This window comes from Priestia endophytica DSM 13796 (assembly GCF_900115845.1).
Classification (GTDB): Bacteria; Bacillota; Bacilli; order Bacillales; family Bacillaceae_H; genus Bacillus_I; species Bacillus_I endophytica.
The window spans coordinates 10363-25332 of the sequence record NZ_FOXX01000014.1 but is presented as its reverse complement, the minus strand read 5'-3'; the positions used below and the strand labels follow the sequence as shown (position 1 = coordinate 25332).

Below are 14970 nucleotides of genomic sequence, written 5' to 3'. Positions count from 1 at the left end.
TTTCTTTTATAAAAATTAATTAATTGTTCAATTAATTCTATTTTAAAAAAATTAGTTTAGAACCTTACTAAGTTGTTGGATAGTATTTTGTATATATCTTTCTTCATTAATAACTGGGTTATCACCCTCCATATAAAGTAAATGATGCATAAATGATGCAGTAAGTGTATTTCTAACTGCTACCTCTACATAGTGAAAATCAAGTTTGTATTTGTTTGAAATAAAATAACTCAATCCTTCGGTTGCTTCTCGAATAAGGTTTATCAAACGTTTTCTAATTTTAGGGTTTCTTTGAGCCTCTCCTAAAAACATTGAAATGAAATATGGTTTCTCTTTTAAAAAGTTAAAAACAGCTGTTAAAATATTTTTTAATAGTTCATCAATAGTTAGGTCTTCAGTAGAAAACTTTATAATATTATAAAGTTTATGATTTAGGGTATGTTCTTCTATAATTCCCCAAAGTAAATCTTCTTTATTATCGAAGTAATGATAGATTAAACCACTCGTAACACCAGCTTCCTGAGCTATATCCTTTATGGTACTACCAGAGAACCCCTTCCTCGAAAACACTCGTAAACCTGCCTCTATAAGTAAATCTCTTTTCTCTGTATATTTAGTTTTAGTCATTCTATATCCTCCCATTAACTCTTTAATTAATCGTTCAATTAATTATAAAAAAATATAGAATATAAGTCAATTTTTTCTATTGTTATATTAACCGCTTACATTGGAACTAGAAACTTATGTTTAGGGTTAGTCAAATAGATCTACACACTATCAAGCAACATAGATATAAACAATCACGTTAGGTCATAATACCTATACATACATATTATGCAAAAAATGTTGTTATATGTAATTTTTTTGTTTATTATGAGTTACGTAGGTATAATTAATCAATTAATTAATAAAATTTTCTTTTAAATCTTGTGCTTTGTTATTTATAGAAACATATCCCTAATTAATTGTTGAAAGGTGAGTATTAATGGAACATTTAATATTAGAGGCACTAAATGGACAAGAGGATAGTAAACAGAAATTAATAGAAAGATTTCATCCCCTAATTATTAAATATGCAAGAACACTAACCCATATGGAACTAGAAGATGCCATTCAAGAATTAAGTATAGTTTTCTTAAAAGCAATAGATAAATTTGAAGTTAGACAATAAGAAGGGATAGATATCCATGTTGAATACTAGTACTGAGAGACAATTCACAAAGTATATCATTATGAATCTAAAAGGAAAACGATCACGCTTACAAAAATATTACAGATCCAGGAACTATTATGAACAAAATACTTTAAATAAGTGTAAGAGTAGGGAAGATAACGAGGACTTTGTTTATAGTATTGCTGAAACAAAGCACACTAACATGGAAGAATACGTTGTTCTTAAAACCACTATAGAACAGATTATGAAGGAACTAAAACCTTTAGAATATCAAATCATTAAAAAAATTTATTGGGAAGATAAAAAGATCCAAGAAATTGCACAAGAAATGGATATGGCTAGAAGTAGTATATTTCGAATTAAAAACCAGGCATTTAATAAAATTAGAAATTTTTTGGAAGATCGTGAGACTTTTAACTTAAACAATGTCTTTTAATTATATGTAAACAAAAACTTAGGAGGATGAAAAATGATTAAAAGAAGTATTAAAAATATTCAACCTGATATTGTACGTGAACCAGGAGCTAAACAAACAACCTTAAAACGTTTAATTGATACGCCAGACGGAGCAGACCGATTTGTCATGACATTATTTCATATCGAACCCCAAGGTTCTACTCCTCCCCATTACCATGATTGGGAACATGAGATTGTTGTATTAGAAGGATCTTGCCAATTGCAATTACCTAAAGAAGATAAGAATGTAAAAATTGAAAAGGGTGATGTCGTTTTCATTCCTAGAAATGAACCTCACGGATTTACTACAAGTGAAGGAGAAGAATGCAAATTTATTGTAGTGGCCCCAACTGAGCGACCACCTATTCATAACTATTTCTTAAGTGAAAAACCTTATGAATATACGTCTAATAAATAGGAGGCAGATTGTTGAATAGTACAGCAGAAAAACTAAACCCTACAGAAGTTCATAAACTTATTACTGGATTTATTTCATCCAAAGCTATATTTACAGGTATAAATTTCGGATTATTCACACTACTTGATAAAAAACCAAAAAGCATTGAAGAAATTGGTAAAATTTTAAATTTGCAACCTCGTCCAACTAGAATCCTTGTTCAATCATGTCTCGGAATTGGACTGCTTCATAAGAATAATGGACTAATTCATAACAGTTCACTTGCATCAGCTTTTTTAGTTGAAGGTAAACCCGGATATATGGGGAATTTAGCAAAGCATCAAGAAGTACATTATAATAACTTTGTTAAGTTGGAGGAAGCTTTAATAAATAATACTTCTATTACCGGTAGAGTAAAAAAAGACGGTTATGCCAATGAAGGTGCAGGGGCTAATGAGGATCGTCAAGGGACTCGCACTTTTATTAAGGCTATGCATGCTAGTTCAGTCGTTCAAGCTAAATCTTTAGTAGCTAATAGTAGTATAAAGGGTCAGCACCTTTTAGATATGGGATGTGGGTCAGCAGCATATTCTATTGAATATGCTAAGCAAAATCCTCATGTGAAAATTACTGCAGTTGATTATGGAGCTACTTGTGAAGTTGCTAAAGAATTTGTTAAAGACCAAAATCTTGAAAATCAAATTACATTTATTGAAGGTGACATCTTTAATATTAGTCTACCTGAAAATATAGATACTGTTTTACTATCACATGTACTAGATGGATATGGAAGGGACAAAGCATTCAAAATATTAAAAAAAATCCACACTCTATTACCTGAAGGTGGAAAATTAATTATGCATGCTCATCTTCCAGAAAGAGCTGAAACAACTTTTCCTTATCTATTTAATTTAATCTTATTAGCTAATACAGCAGAAGGAGAAGTTCATGGTGAACAAACCATACTAGATTGGATTAATGAACTTGGTTTTAAAGACATTATCCTAAAGAAAGTATCACCTATCTCCTCAGTAATTGAAATGTATAAATAGGAGGGTAAATAATGGGAAATAAAGAACCGGAATTTCACCTAGTTATATTAAACGATTTTGGTTTACCACATGTTGTTATAGAGCCAGAAAACGAGACTGAAAGTCAAGAGATGGAGGTAGAGTCAGCAAATGGCTGAAACTTATGATGTAATTGTCATTGGAGGCGGACCTGCCGGTTCCAGTATCTCCACCCTATTATCTAGTTGGGGGAGAAATGTTTTATTACTTGAGAAAGAAAAGTTCCCTCGCGAACACATAGGTGAGTCTCTCTTACCTGCTAACTGGAAAGTATTCGATAGGCTAGGAGTTAGTGAAAAGATAAGAAACACATCTTTTGTCCCCAAACCAGGAGGAACCTTTATTTGGGGAAAAGATAGAACACCTTGGACAGTATATTTTGGTGAAGTAAATGGCTTACCAGCTGCTAGACAAGTAAAAAGAGATGTTTTTGATAAAATCTTGTTGGACAATGCAAAGGAAAAAGGTGCAAAAGTTAAAGAGCAATCCGTAGTTAAAGAAATTATATTTGAAGAAAATCGGGCTACTGGTGTTATATATGAAAATGGTGGTCAAACTTACGAAGCTAAAGCTAAATATGTAGTAGATGCAAGTGGCCAAGATAAATTTTTAGGTAAAAAACTCAAAAGTATAGAATATAACCCAGACTTTAAAAATGTAGCAGTATGGTCTTATTGGGAAAATGGCAAACAATTAGAAGGACATGATAAAGGAAATGTCATCTACATCACGTTCGAACACGGTTGGTTCTGGTATATCCCACTTGACTTTGATAATAACCTAATCAGTGTAGGCGCCATTGTGACTCCATCGGGTCGCAAAGTATTAAGGGAAAAAGGATTTGAAAAATTCTATTTAGATGCTATTAACTCATCTGATACTTTACCTTCACTATTAGAAAATGCGAAACAAGTGGCCAATATTAAAGTTACTAAAGACTATTCCTACCGTAATACAAATTTATTTGGTGAAGGATGGCTTATGGTGGGAGATGCTGCATGTTTTGTAGATCCTATCCTCTCATCCGGTGTAATGTTGGCTACTTCTAATGGAATGATGGGGGCATATGCTTTAAATACCCTATTAGATGAACCTAATATAGAGAATGATGTTTTTAAACGATATGAAGAAATGTATATACGAAATTATAACACCTTTACTGCATTGTGCAATAACATGTATGATACTCAGAAGAAATCTAAGGAAGATTATTTTTCGGGAGCCCGAAATCTAGTACAACCTAAGCTTGCACATGAAAAGGTAGACCAAACCGGAGATCGACAAGCCTTTATTAGCTTAATTTCTGGACTAAACCAGAAAGACACTGAAAAAGTAATTAATAATTTTATGGAAAAACGAAAAAAAATTGGAAGTACTCATACTACCTTTAACGAAGAAACAATGTTTATGGTATTTGACCATATAAACCAAAACCTAAGGGACGAAGGAAAAGACAATACAACTATCAATTCTGAAACAGTAATTGAACTAGACAATAGAGTTGAAATTAAAAATGAGTATTTCGTTCCTGTAATACCAAATGCAAATAAGATGAATAAAAAACGTGTGCTAAAGAATCCATTCGGAGATATTATTCAGTTATCTCCTTTGTTAGAAAATTTAGTAGAGTCATTAAAATTAGATAGACTAAGTGTGACAGAATTGAAAATGATTCTATCAGAGAAGCTTCAAAGTGAAATAAGTGAATCAGAATTAGTTCGCTGGTTAAAGCTTTGTCATAATTATGGATTAATTACATTAAATAATCGAGTATTAGGTGCCACAAATGTCTAATATCATTGATTTAAGTTTGCCTATTGATGATAAAGTTCCAGACCCTACATTTGTTAAAAAAAAACAAGTTGAGCACAGCGAAGGTGGAAATTTAGTTTGGAAAAAGGTCTTTTTCCCGAAAAGATCTTCTATTATAGAAAAAATTAGTCGAATCCCTAAGTATCTTAAACATAGGAAGCTACTAAAAAATAGTAGCTTCCCTGACAATATGTTTTTAAGTAATGAATTTCTGTCTCTATCTGTACATTGTGGTACACATATTGATGCCCCTTTCCATTTTGGCCCATATTGTGAAGGAGAAAGAGCACCATTTATACATGAACTACCCCTAGACTGGTTTATCTCCGATGGAGTAGTACTTGATTTAACACATAAAATTCATAATACACTTATAACAGAGAAAGATATAAGAACTGCGTTATCTTCTATTAATTATACGCTAAAGCCATTTGACATAGTACTTATAAGAACAGATTTCGATAAATATTGGCCTAAAAAAGAATACTTTACTGAGCATCCTGGAATGTCTAGAGAAGCAACTGAATGGTTGATTGACCAAGGAATTAAAATTATAGGAATAGATACTAATGGGTTTGATCTCCCCTTTATGCAAATGGCGACTAGCTACTTAGTAAATAAAGACTCTAGTAATTTATGGCCTAGCCATATGCTAGGTAGAAAGAGACATTACTTGCATATTGAGAGGTTAGCAAATCTTAGAAACATTCCAGTATCTCATGGTTTCAAGGTTTCCTGTTTACCAATCTCGATCAAGGATGTAGGAGCAAGCTGGATCAGGGCAATAGCTATAACATGAAGGGAATTAAAATATGGAAAAAGTTAATTCAACAACGAAAGATATTAACTTGAAAGATTTACTTGATCTAAACTATGGATTCGTAAAAAGTAAAATCTTAGATTTCTCTCTTAAACTTAATCTCTTTGATATTGTGGAGTCAACTTGCAAAAATCAAGTTGAAGCTATTTCAGAAATAACGTCTATTAAGAAGGAGAATGTCAAAAAATTATTAGAAGCCTTAGTATATATGGGATTACTATCTAAGAAAAGTGATATATATTTAAATACTTCAAAATATCTTTGTTCATCAAGTAAAGATTATATAGGGGAACACTTAACATTAGTCTTTAAACAATGGGATAGTTGGGGTGCTTTAGATACCATTATGTTAAAGAATGAACGAAATGATAATAGTCATCTCCTATTACATATGAAGAAAAAGAGCTATAACCTAGCTTCCCCACTTGTAGAAAGACTTCTCTCTACACTTCCCTGTAATTTTGATAACACAAGAATCCTTGATTATCATTGCGGTGAAGGTGAATGGACATATGCCCTTTCTAGAAAATATAGTGAAGCTGTTATTGATGCATTTGATCACGAGGAATATAGAGAAGCTTTTAACGAGCGAATGAAGACTAACTATAGAAATCATAAAGATAATATTAAATTTATTTGTAAGATTAATGATAAATATGACTACATTATTCTATCAAATTTCTTACGTTTTTATGATAAAGAATACTCAAAAACATTATTAGGTTCATTACAAAGATACTTAAAAGACAATGGAAAAATAATTATATACGATGTCTTTCATATTGATAGGGAGGATAAGCCATCTATTGCGAATTTATTGGATTTGAGCATGTTAGTTAATACTTGTAATGGTGGAGTATTAACTATAAATGAAGCATGTTCCCTTCTAGAGGATGTAGGTTTGCAAATTGAAAATATTTTTGATACAAAACCCTATCCAATACTCATTGCAAGGAGTGAGAAATATTGAGAAAAGTAGCTATTACAGGAATGGGAGTAGTAAGTCCACTTGGAATAGGAGTTGATAACTACTGGAATAACCTAAAACTAGGTTATACAAAAGCTAAGAATCTAAAGGATATTGAATCATCCCGCCTATTCCAAGATATAAATAACTTTAATGCTAATGTCTCTATAGAAGTTGAAAATTTCTCCCTAAATGATTTATCACGGATCCCTAGTGATATTAAGTCATTAGATCGCTATATTCAATTTGCTGTTTTAGCTGCAGAATTAGCTAAAAATAATAGTAACTTAACAAATAGAAGTAGTGATTTTAATACTGAACGTGTCGGTGTATCGTTATCCACGGCTATTTGCGGAACAAAACATATGGAAGAGGTATTTGTGGAGGTTACGAACAACGGTACAGAGGAAATAGATCCTTCTAAGGGATCCCCCAACCTATATTTATCATCAATGTCTAATACCCCATCTAAAATTATTGCTTCTCTTATTGGAGCTGAAGGTCCATGTACTACTCTCTCTACAGGTTGTATTGGGGGTATTGACGCAATTGGCTATGCATATGAACAAATTTTAAATGGAGATATAGATGTCATGATAGCTGGTGCGTCCGAAGCGCCTATTACACCTATTTCTTATGGGGCTTTTGATGTTATAAATTGTCTTTCCACAAGAAACAATCATAATCCTTCTAAGGCTTCTAGACCTTATGACCGCGACCGCGATGGATTTGTCCTTTCCGAAGGGGCCGGTATCATTATCTTAGAGGATGAAGACCATGCTAAAAGACGTGGAGCAAAAATTTATGGCTATATTACAGGGTTTAGTAATACTAGTAATGCTCTACATATGACAGATTTAGTAAGTGACGGAGAAGATTTAGCAAGAGCTATTGAAAACGCCCTAAGTCATGCAAACTTAAAACCAGTAGATATTGATTATATAAATGGACATGGTAGTTCTACCCCCCAAAATGATAGATGTGAAACGAAGGCAATAAAAAAAGTTTTTGGAGAATTAGCTTATTCAATACCAGTTAGTTCTACTAAGTCAATGACTGGACATCCCTTATCTGCTGCTAGCGCTCTAGAAATTATAGCTTCTTTAAAAAGTCTAGAAGATAACACCTTACATCCTACTATTAATTACAACTCAAAAGATGAGGAATGTGATCTAGATTATATTCCTAATGTGTCTAGAAAGAAAGAACTAAAAAATATTTTAAGTATTGCTAGTGGCTTTTCGGGTTTACACTCAGCTATTATTCTAGAGAGTTTTTAGAGAGGCGGTAGTAGAAAAATGGACAATATAGTTGTTACCGGGATAGGAACCCTCAATCCAGCTGGAATTGGTGCGGATAATACTTTCGATAATGTATTGAAAGATGAATCATACATTGATTTCATTACCCGATTTGATTCCTCAAAATATAAGGCAAATGTTGCTGGAGAAATCAAAGATTTTGTACCTACAGATTATATTTCTAAAAGACTTGTAAAAAAGACTGATCGTTTTACGCAATTAGCTCTAGCAGCCGTACAGATGGCCTTAGACGATGCTCAAATAAATACAGGGAACTTTGAACCCAATAGGCTTTCCCTTATGGTAGGAAATGTTTTAGGAGGATGGGAATTTGCAGAAAGGGAATTAAGGAATTTATGGGCGAAGGGCGAAGAGTATGTAAGTCCTTATCAAGCTACGGCATGGTTCCCAACCTCAGCCCAAGGATATATAAGTATTGCTCAAAACATTAAAGGAAAAGCTCGAACATTTGTTGCGGATAGAGCGAGTAGCGCATATGCACTTCAGGATGCAATTAGTACATTGAATAGGGATGAAGCAGATATTGTACTAGTGGGCGGAACAGAAGCACCCTTATCCCCTTATGGGTGGTTATGTTGCGAATCTAGTGGTTATTTGTCATCTAATAAAAATGAACCCTCGGAGACGTATAAACCTTTTTCTGAGGAACATAGTGGAATGGTTTTAGGGGAGGGTAGTACTTTCCTAGTTCTTGAAAGACTAAGTCACGCTCAGGATAGAAACGCTAAAATCTATGGAGAAATAAAAGGATGGGGTGTTACAAATGATGCCTATTATCCATATTACACTCATCGTCCGGATGGTCAAAAACTTGCAAGAGCAATGCAACAATCAATTGATCGAGCTTCAATTTTTCCAGAAGAAGTAAACCTACTATTCTTACATGGAACGGGAATTCCTTCAGAGGATGCAACTGAGATTTATGCATATAGAGAGGTCTTTAAGGACGGCGATAAACCGATTTTAACCTGTCCTAAGGCTTCCTTTGGTCATCTTTTAGGTGCTGCTGCTGTAACTGACATTATGCTTTCCTTATTATCTATCGAAAAAAGTCTTATCCCACCAATTATAAACTTGGATACACCAGCTTATGGATTTGATGATTTGAATTTCGTAACCGAACAACCATACAAACAAGATATTAGCAACGCTCTTGTCATTTCAAGAGGTATGGGCGGAAACAATCTAAGTTTCGTTATAGGGGGGGCTAGTTCTTGAACGGGATTGGTATAGATTTAGTAGATGTTGAAAGGATTAAAACACTATATGAAAGATGGGGTATACGACCTCTACAAATGATTTTTACACAAGAAGAACTTAATTTAACAAAGTCTAAAACTCAGGACTTTAATTGGAATTCACTTGCTGGCCGTTACGCCTTAAAGGAGGCTGTAATTAAGGCTTTACCTAACACACAAATTTTCAGTTTGAAAGATATTGAAATTTTGAGGGGTCATGCAAAAGAACCAGTGATAAATCTTAAGGGAAAAGCAGCTAATTCTTTTTCCCATCTGCAATGGAGATGTAGTATTTCGCATGATAAAAACCTAGCAACTGCTATTGCTATGAATATAGGAGGATATCAATGAGAACAGAAATAAATAATATTATGCTACAAATCGGTTTTGAAACTCAAGATTTAAATGATGACTTTTCTTTAATTAATGATTTAGGAATCGACTCAACAGAATTAGTAGAACTAGCTTTTCAAATTAAAGATAAATTAAATATTGTCCTAACTCTAGAAGAACTTAAAGCATTGGATAACTTAAGGGATTTATATGATCTAGTAGAACTTAAGGGAGAGGATACCTATGCCAAGAATAAATAATAGCATTATAATACGAGAAGATATTGAAAAAGTGTTCAATATTACAAATGATATTAGCAAATGGAATGAGCTATTCAGTGATTATCACGACAATAAGATTTTGAATATTGAAAAAGAAGGTAGATTTACAAAGATTGTATTTGAGTTAGGTAAGGGAAATAGTACTTGGAAATCATATAGATTATTAGATCATAAAGAATACACAGCGATTGCGCAACGCATTGAACCAATGTTCCCTTTTCTTTATATGCATTTAACTTGGTATTATGAACACCATCCGGAAGGTACTTTAATGACCTGGGTGCAAGATTTTGAACTTGATCCTGGCTTTAGGGAACCATTAGATAAAGTGACAGAGAAAATGGATAGAAGTACTAAAATCAATCAAGAAAATATTAAAAAAATTATTGAAGAGAATATGCATTCTCTCGTTAAATAATATGAGAAAGAGCAAGATAATAAATTTTCTGATTCCTAGCTTTTTCGGTTTATGTATCCCTTATCTATTTTATATCTTAATACCTATTAATATGCCAATTAATCGTTTTCCATGGGCTTTCCTAGCAAATTCAGCCGGTTTAGGCTTTATGATCTTTGGCATCCTTAATGTAATAGTGAGTGCTAGGATAATTTACGGTCATTTAGATACCCCCTTATGGGATAAACCACCTGAGAAATTAGCTGTCTACGGACCATATAGGTATTGTAGGAATCCCATGACTTTAGGATTCCTATCTATCCTTTTAGGTGAAGGACTGTTTTTTAAATCTATTGGTATTCTAATTTGGACAGTTGTATTTCTAATCGTATCAATATTTTTAATTATAAAGATTGAAGAACCGAGCCTAAGACGGAAATTTGGCAAGGAGTACGATGATTATTTTCGTAGGACACCTAGGTGGATTAGTCTTAACTATTCCTATCACAAACAGCATAATTACAAAAGAAACCTTTAATATTCTATTTCTATAGATCACTCTCTTATCACGAATAGAAAGGTATCTATACCTCTAATCATATTATCTACGGCCCTTCTAATTAAGGATAGATTACAAAAGATATTTATATAAAAATCATTTATTTATGTACAGTACCCGAAGATTAACTATTTGGGAAAACATTAGTATTAGGAAAAGAGGAGGTGTGAATTCTTTAAAGAATTCACACCTCCTATACTTTATAAAAAAACTTAGGCTTTACTCAGGATAGTGAGGGGGATTCCTAGCATATGACGTTTATTTTATCCCTAGCTTTGATATTAATTTTGACGAAATTATCCGGTCATTTATCGGTTCGTTTGGGACAACCAGCTGTCTTAGGAAAGTTAATTGTCGGAATTTTGTTAGGTCCTGCGGCTTTAGATTGGATTCAAAATGATCAATTTATCTACTATTTCTCTGAAATTGGTGTCTTACTACTTATGTTTATAGCAGGTTTGGAAACAAATTTACTCCAACTTAAAAAGAATTGGAAATCCATACTTATGGTAGCTATACTGGGAATCCTGTTCCCTTTTATCGGGGGAGTAGGATTAGGGGAATTATTTAATTTAGATAGAACTTCTTCATTATTTATGGGTGTCCTACTATGCGTAACATCTGTAAGTATCACTGTGCAAGTGCTTAAGGATTTAAATAAACTAAACTCTAAAGAAGGTAATATTATTCTAGGCGCTGCTGTAATAGATGCAATAATCGTTGTTGTATTATTAGCTATCTTAATTAGTTTATTTGGAACAGATAAAGATATTTCTCTAACTGACCTTATTGTTAAGAAGATGATGTTCTTCATTGTGATCATATTAGTAGGTTGGTTTATAGTACCAAAAACCTTAAACGTGATGATGAAATTAAAGGTTTCAGAACCTTTAGTCTCTATAGGATTAGCAATTTGTTTTAGTTACGTCTATTTCGCAAACCTCATGGAAATGTCTGGAATTATAGGTGCCTTTGCTGCTGGCCTTGCCATTTCACAGACTAATCATAAATATACAATTGTAAGTAAAGTCGAACCGGTTGCATACTCCATATTTGTACCCGTCTTTTTCATTAGTATAGGATTAAATATATCTTTTAAGAACATTGATGATCAATTAATATTTATAACAACATTTTCTCTAGTTGCTATTTTAACTAAGCTGATAAGTGGGGCATGGGGATCTAGGTTGACAGGATTACCTACAAAATCTTCTCTACTTATTGGATCTGGAATGATATCTAAAGGGGGAGTAGGATTAGTAATAGCCTCTGCTGGAATTCAGAATTCACTACTAACGCCGGATTACTTCACTTCAACTATCATAATAGTGGTTATTACAACATTGATTTCCCCACCTCTTACTAAATATATCATTCAATCGGAAGGTAAAATGGGCAGAAGGAGGCAAGTCTTACAAATATATAAAAATAATGCCGTAGGTAATGAGAAAAAAGTAAAATAATGAACTTAACACCTAAATCCTTTTTCTTAGACAAACAAATCCCAAATCAATCAAGGGTTACCTCTTCTAACTAGCAGTAAAATTTACATATTTTGTATGCTTCTCTTTCCCAAAAATAAGAAAGGAATCCCCTATAAACTAACGATATGCAAGATTCTAAAGAAGGTGTTGAATCATAATGAATTATCTTAGTACACGTGGGAGAATATTAAAAAAACTTTAGAATTAATGAAGAAGAAAGGTTTTAAGGGGACAACTACATGTGAAATTCCAAATGAAGCCGGAGTAAATGAAACAACATTATTTCGACATTTTAAGAATAAGAAAGGAATTTTAATATCTGCTTTTGAACAATTCTCATATATTTCAGCCTTTTCGACAGCTATAAGAGAGAGAGTAAAATAGGATTTGGAAGAAGATTTATTGATGTTCTCTAGATTATATCAGCAAATCTTAAAGGAAAATGAGAATTTAATTGTAGTTGGGTTGAGAGAAAAAAATCTTTTTCCAGAGACGAGATAAAGTAACAGGCATCACTAATTTTGGAGCATTTGTAGAATTATCTGGAGGTCAAACAGGCCTTGTACATATCAGTGAGGTAGCTGACAGCTATGTAAAAGACATTAACGACCACCTTAAAGTTGGTCAAGAAATTGAAGTGAAAGTTGTGAACGAGAAAGACGGAAAAATTGGATTATCCATTAAAAAAGCTATAGATAAACCTGAGAGAAAACCTTCTTCTTATACCCAACGCCTACCACGTCAGACAAGAAGTAATGATAACCGTTCCAAAGACTTTCGTTCAAAAAGCAATTTCCAACCAAAGGATAACTTTGAACAAAAAATGGCGCGTTTCTTAAAAGATAGTGAAGAAAATTTATCCACGCTCAAACGTAGTACTGTAACAAAACGAGGTAGTAGAGGAGGAAGACGCGGATAAACTTTACTACTTCAGGATATAGATACTTTCTGTGCCCACCTCGTTCACATTTTTTACATTGACCTGTACTGGCTCTGTCAATAAGTCGATTTGATCGGCCTTTAACGAAACGTCTTGTTTTTCCAATCCCTTTAGGATTTGGGTTTGTACTCCATTGTTTAGATTATCTCCCATTCCATCTAATATTTATCTTGTTAATGTAGCTTCCATAGGATTCATTCCTTGGTTGATAAAGACAATGATTTCAGGCTTCTCTGGTTTGGGAGTCATTAAGGAGGATTATTTTTGACTAAATCCTTTAGGGATAATAAGGGCTCCATAGTATTCCTGATTATCTAGTCCCTTCAATACCTCTTCCTCACTATTAACATTTATCCACTTAACAACCGGTTCTTCCCCATCCGTAGAAGTGGTCTGTTCCTTCACCATATTAGTAATGGTCTCCCTCATATTAACTTTACCTTGTTGAGGAATGATAACGTCTATATCCTCATTGCCCAATGCAATGGGTAAGTTCTCCGGATTCTGTTGAACTGAAGGGATAAGGGTTAATCCAAATAGGGTAATGGCTAGGAGTACAACTAAAGGCGAAATAAAAAGCAGTTTATTTTTAAACAAATGAATATACCTTCCTCCTAATTTAAACTGTAATGAACACGATGTTGATTTACTTGCAATTTTAATTATAAGTTTAGATATCTTCTTATTCAATAAACAGAAATAACAGATATGATGCACATTGAACACATGGTAAATATCTGTTGATTAAAATCTAGGAGGAGAAAAGTTGAGAGATTTAAATATGGATTTACGAGTGGTTCGTACTAAAGCCCTTATAGTAGATGCATTAACTGAACTTATAGAGGAAAAGGGATTTGAATCTATTACAGTTAAGGATATTACGACGAGAGCTAATATTAATCGAGGTACCTTTTACTTACATTATCAAGATAAATATGATCTTATGACCAAATGCCAGCAAGAGATTATGTATAACATGGCTAGTATTGTAAAGAAAGGTGTTGTGAATATACTGGCAAAAGGGGAACCCATACCTTCAACGACTCCACCTTTTTCCTTTACCATTTCGGTATTCGAGTATCTTCATCAGCATCGAAGAGTGATGAAAGCGATGTTGGGGACAAAAGGGGATCCATCGTTCCAAACGACTCTAAAGAACTTTATGTGGAAAGAATTATTCGAAAGCCATGAGGATTTACTTATTAAACAGGGAAGTCTACGGGTTCCCGTAGATTACTTATCTTCTTATATCGCCTCGGCCCATTTAGGCGTTATTCAACAGTGGTTACAGGACGATGGAAGAGAATCTCCTTCAGAAATGGCTGAAATCCTTTCAACCATGACAATTAATGGCCCCTTCTTTGCAGCTGGTTTAAAAAATTAAATTCACTTAAGTCGGGTAAGCAGGGGGCATCACTGCCCCCAACTCCCCTAAGAACCGTACGTGAGCCTTTCAACTCATACGGCTCAAGCCTTCCTTTATCCGAATAACCACAACTTATTTAATACAAGGTTTATGTACGAGCTTATTTATTGTCCCTTTAGTATTTTTAAAACAGTGAACAATGATTGTTTCCCCATTTTGAAGAGTGTGTTTACACAACGCACAACGATATCCTTGCTTTCTAGCGAGTTTCATTCTGTCAAAAGTATTTTCAGCATCAAAGACCTTGCGGTCTCGTTGCATCCAATATTCTTTTAGGCAAGGATCGTCCGGACT

20 protein-coding genes and 1 pseudogene are annotated in these 14970 nt (G+C 33.5%); 18 read left to right on the top strand and 3 right to left on the bottom strand.

What is annotated here, in order from left to right:
* Nucleotides 1-51 precede the first annotated feature (51 nt).
* The gene (locus BM012_RS20575; RefSeq protein WP_061804069.1) at nt 52-627 is read right to left on the bottom strand and encodes a TetR/AcrR family transcriptional regulator; all 576 of its coding nucleotides are present in this window, start codon (nt 625-627) and stop codon (nt 52-54) included.
* Between the two features lie 358 nt (nt 628-985).
* Here BM012_RS20575 and BM012_RS20570 point away from each other — a divergent pair, with 358 nt between their 5' ends.
* From BM012_RS20570 to BM012_RS20495, 17 genes are all read left to right on the top strand, one after another.
* On the top strand, nt 986-1171 hold the full coding sequence (locus BM012_RS20570) for a helix-turn-helix domain-containing protein (protein ID WP_061804070.1): 186 nt from the start codon (nt 986-988) through the stop codon (nt 1169-1171).
* 16 nt (nt 1172-1187) lie between these two features.
* Nucleotides 1188-1610, top strand: coding sequence for a sigma factor-like helix-turn-helix DNA-binding protein (locus tag BM012_RS20565; protein WP_061804071.1), 423 nt, complete (start codon nt 1188-1190; stop codon nt 1608-1610).
* A gap of 33 nt (nt 1611-1643) precedes the next feature.
* Nucleotides 1644-2048, top strand: coding sequence for a cupin domain-containing protein (locus tag BM012_RS20560; protein WP_061804072.1), 405 nt, complete (start codon nt 1644-1646; stop codon nt 2046-2048).
* A gap of 11 nt (nt 2049-2059) precedes the next feature.
* Nucleotides 2060-3079: a methyltransferase gene (locus BM012_RS20555; protein WP_061804073.1), complete on the top strand. Its 1020-nt coding sequence runs from the start codon at nt 2060-2062 to the stop codon at nt 3077-3079.
* Between the two features lie 11 nt (nt 3080-3090).
* The gene (locus BM012_RS27120) at nt 3091-3216 is read left to right on the top strand and encodes a hypothetical protein (RefSeq protein ID WP_268801468.1); all 126 of its coding nucleotides are present in this window, start codon (nt 3091-3093) and stop codon (nt 3214-3216) included.
* Nucleotides 3209-4891 (top strand): NAD(P)/FAD-dependent oxidoreductase, encoded by a 1683-nt coding sequence (locus tag BM012_RS20550; protein WP_061804074.1) that lies wholly within the window; start codon nt 3209-3211, stop codon nt 4889-4891. The genes BM012_RS27120 and BM012_RS20550 overlap by 8 nt, the downstream gene beginning before the upstream one ends.
* A complete protein-coding gene (locus BM012_RS20545; RefSeq protein WP_061804075.1) occupies nt 4884-5708 on the top strand; it encodes a cyclase family protein in 825 nt (274 codons plus the stop codon). The genes BM012_RS20550 and BM012_RS20545 overlap by 8 nt, the downstream gene beginning before the upstream one ends.
* A gap of 13 nt (nt 5709-5721) precedes the next feature.
* The gene (locus BM012_RS20540) at nt 5722-6699 is read left to right on the top strand and encodes a class I SAM-dependent methyltransferase (RefSeq protein WP_061804076.1); all 978 of its coding nucleotides are present in this window, start codon (nt 5722-5724) and stop codon (nt 6697-6699) included.
* Nucleotides 6696-7976: a beta-ketoacyl-[acyl-carrier-protein] synthase family protein gene (locus tag BM012_RS20535; RefSeq protein ID WP_082802560.1), complete on the top strand. Its 1281-nt coding sequence runs from the start codon at nt 6696-6698 to the stop codon at nt 7974-7976. Before BM012_RS20540 ends, BM012_RS20535 begins: the two co-directional genes overlap by 4 nt.
* Before the next feature lie 18 nt (nt 7977-7994).
* Nucleotides 7995-9236, top strand: coding sequence for a beta-ketoacyl-[acyl-carrier-protein] synthase family protein (locus BM012_RS20530; protein ID WP_061804078.1), 1242 nt, complete (start codon nt 7995-7997; stop codon nt 9234-9236).
* A complete protein-coding gene (acpS, locus tag BM012_RS20525; RefSeq protein WP_061804079.1) occupies nt 9233-9607 on the top strand; it encodes a holo-ACP synthase in 375 nt (124 codons plus the stop codon). Before BM012_RS20530 ends, acpS begins: the two co-directional genes overlap by 4 nt.
* Nucleotides 9604-9849: an acyl carrier protein gene (locus tag BM012_RS20520; RefSeq protein WP_061804080.1), complete on the top strand. Its 246-nt coding sequence runs from the start codon at nt 9604-9606 to the stop codon at nt 9847-9849. The genes acpS and BM012_RS20520 overlap by 4 nt, the downstream gene beginning before the upstream one ends.
* A complete protein-coding gene (locus BM012_RS20515) occupies nt 9833-10288 on the top strand; it encodes an SRPBCC family protein (protein ID WP_061804081.1) in 456 nt (151 codons plus the stop codon). The genes BM012_RS20520 and BM012_RS20515 overlap by 17 nt, the downstream gene beginning before the upstream one ends.
* A gap of 1 nt (nt 10289) precedes the next feature.
* Nucleotides 10290-10805: a methyltransferase family protein gene (locus BM012_RS27295; protein ID WP_061804082.1), complete on the top strand. Its 516-nt coding sequence runs from the start codon at nt 10290-10292 to the stop codon at nt 10803-10805.
* Between the two features lie 272 nt (nt 10806-11077).
* Nucleotides 11078-12289, top strand: a complete 1212-nt coding sequence (locus BM012_RS20505) for a cation:proton antiporter (protein ID WP_061804083.1) — start codon at nt 11078-11080, stop codon at nt 12287-12289.
* A 228-nt stretch (nt 12290-12517) separates the two neighbouring features.
* Nucleotides 12518-12694: a TetR/AcrR family transcriptional regulator gene (locus tag BM012_RS27290; RefSeq protein ID WP_082802561.1), complete on the top strand. Its 177-nt coding sequence runs from the start codon at nt 12518-12520 to the stop codon at nt 12692-12694.
* Nucleotides 12695-12788: 94 nt separating this feature from the next.
* Nucleotides 12789-13229, top strand: coding sequence for a S1 domain-containing RNA-binding protein (locus tag BM012_RS20495; protein ID WP_074842885.1), 441 nt, complete (start codon nt 12789-12791; stop codon nt 13227-13229).
* A gap of 279 nt (nt 13230-13508) precedes the next feature.
* On the opposite strand, the gene BM012_RS20490 is transcribed toward BM012_RS20495, so the two are convergent.
* Nucleotides 13509-13847, bottom strand: a complete 339-nt coding sequence (locus BM012_RS20490) for a YhgE/Pip domain-containing protein (RefSeq protein ID WP_061804084.1) — start codon at nt 13845-13847, stop codon at nt 13509-13511.
* 169 nt (nt 13848-14016) lie between these two features.
* Here BM012_RS20490 and BM012_RS20485 point away from each other — a divergent pair, with 169 nt between their 5' ends.
* Nucleotides 14017-14634, top strand: a complete 618-nt coding sequence (locus BM012_RS20485) for a TetR/AcrR family transcriptional regulator (RefSeq protein ID WP_061804085.1) — start codon at nt 14017-14019, stop codon at nt 14632-14634.
* Nucleotides 14635-14748: 114 nt separating this feature from the next.
* Here the strand turns inward: BM012_RS20485 and BM012_RS26685 are convergent.
* Nucleotides 14749-14970: pseudogene (locus BM012_RS26685) on the bottom strand (group II intron reverse transcriptase/maturase); the annotation flags it as partial.

What these genes read in the sequence shown, in the direction of transcription:
- BM012_RS20575 (WP_061804069.1), bottom strand. Translation starts at nt 627, where the DNA reads ATGACTAAAACTAAATATACAGAGAAAAGAGATTTACTTATAGAGGCA.
- BM012_RS20550 (WP_061804074.1), top strand. Translation starts at nt 3,209, where the DNA reads ATGGCTGAAACTTATGATGTAATTGTCATTGGAGGCGGACCTGCCGGT.
- BM012_RS20515 (WP_061804081.1), top strand. Translation starts at nt 9,833, where the DNA reads ATGCCAAGAATAAATAATAGCATTATAATACGAGAAGATATTGAAAAA.
- BM012_RS20540 (WP_061804076.1), top strand. Translation starts at nt 5,722, where the DNA reads ATGGAAAAAGTTAATTCAACAACGAAAGATATTAACTTGAAAGATTTA.
- BM012_RS20545 (WP_061804075.1), top strand. Translation starts at nt 4,884, where the DNA reads ATGTCTAATATCATTGATTTAAGTTTGCCTATTGATGATAAAGTTCCA.
- BM012_RS27290 (WP_082802561.1), top strand. Translation starts at nt 12,518, where the DNA reads ATGAAGAAGAAAGGTTTTAAGGGGACAACTACATGTGAAATTCCAAAT.
- BM012_RS20570 (WP_061804070.1), top strand. Translation starts at nt 986, where the DNA reads ATGGAACATTTAATATTAGAGGCACTAAATGGACAAGAGGATAGTAAA.
- BM012_RS20560 (WP_061804072.1), top strand. Translation starts at nt 1,644, where the DNA reads ATGATTAAAAGAAGTATTAAAAATATTCAACCTGATATTGTACGTGAA.
- BM012_RS20565 (WP_061804071.1), top strand. Translation starts at nt 1,188, where the DNA reads ATGTTGAATACTAGTACTGAGAGACAATTCACAAAGTATATCATTATG.
- BM012_RS20520 (WP_061804080.1), top strand. Translation starts at nt 9,604, where the DNA reads ATGAGAACAGAAATAAATAATATTATGCTACAAATCGGTTTTGAAACT.
- BM012_RS20505 (WP_061804083.1), top strand. Translation starts at nt 11,078, where the DNA reads ATGACGTTTATTTTATCCCTAGCTTTGATATTAATTTTGACGAAATTA.
- BM012_RS20530 (WP_061804078.1), top strand. Translation starts at nt 7,995, where the DNA reads ATGGACAATATAGTTGTTACCGGGATAGGAACCCTCAATCCAGCTGGA.
- BM012_RS27120 (WP_268801468.1), top strand. Translation starts at nt 3,091, where the DNA reads ATGGGAAATAAAGAACCGGAATTTCACCTAGTTATATTAAACGATTTT.
- BM012_RS27295 (WP_061804082.1), top strand. Translation starts at nt 10,290, where the DNA reads ATGAGAAAGAGCAAGATAATAAATTTTCTGATTCCTAGCTTTTTCGGT.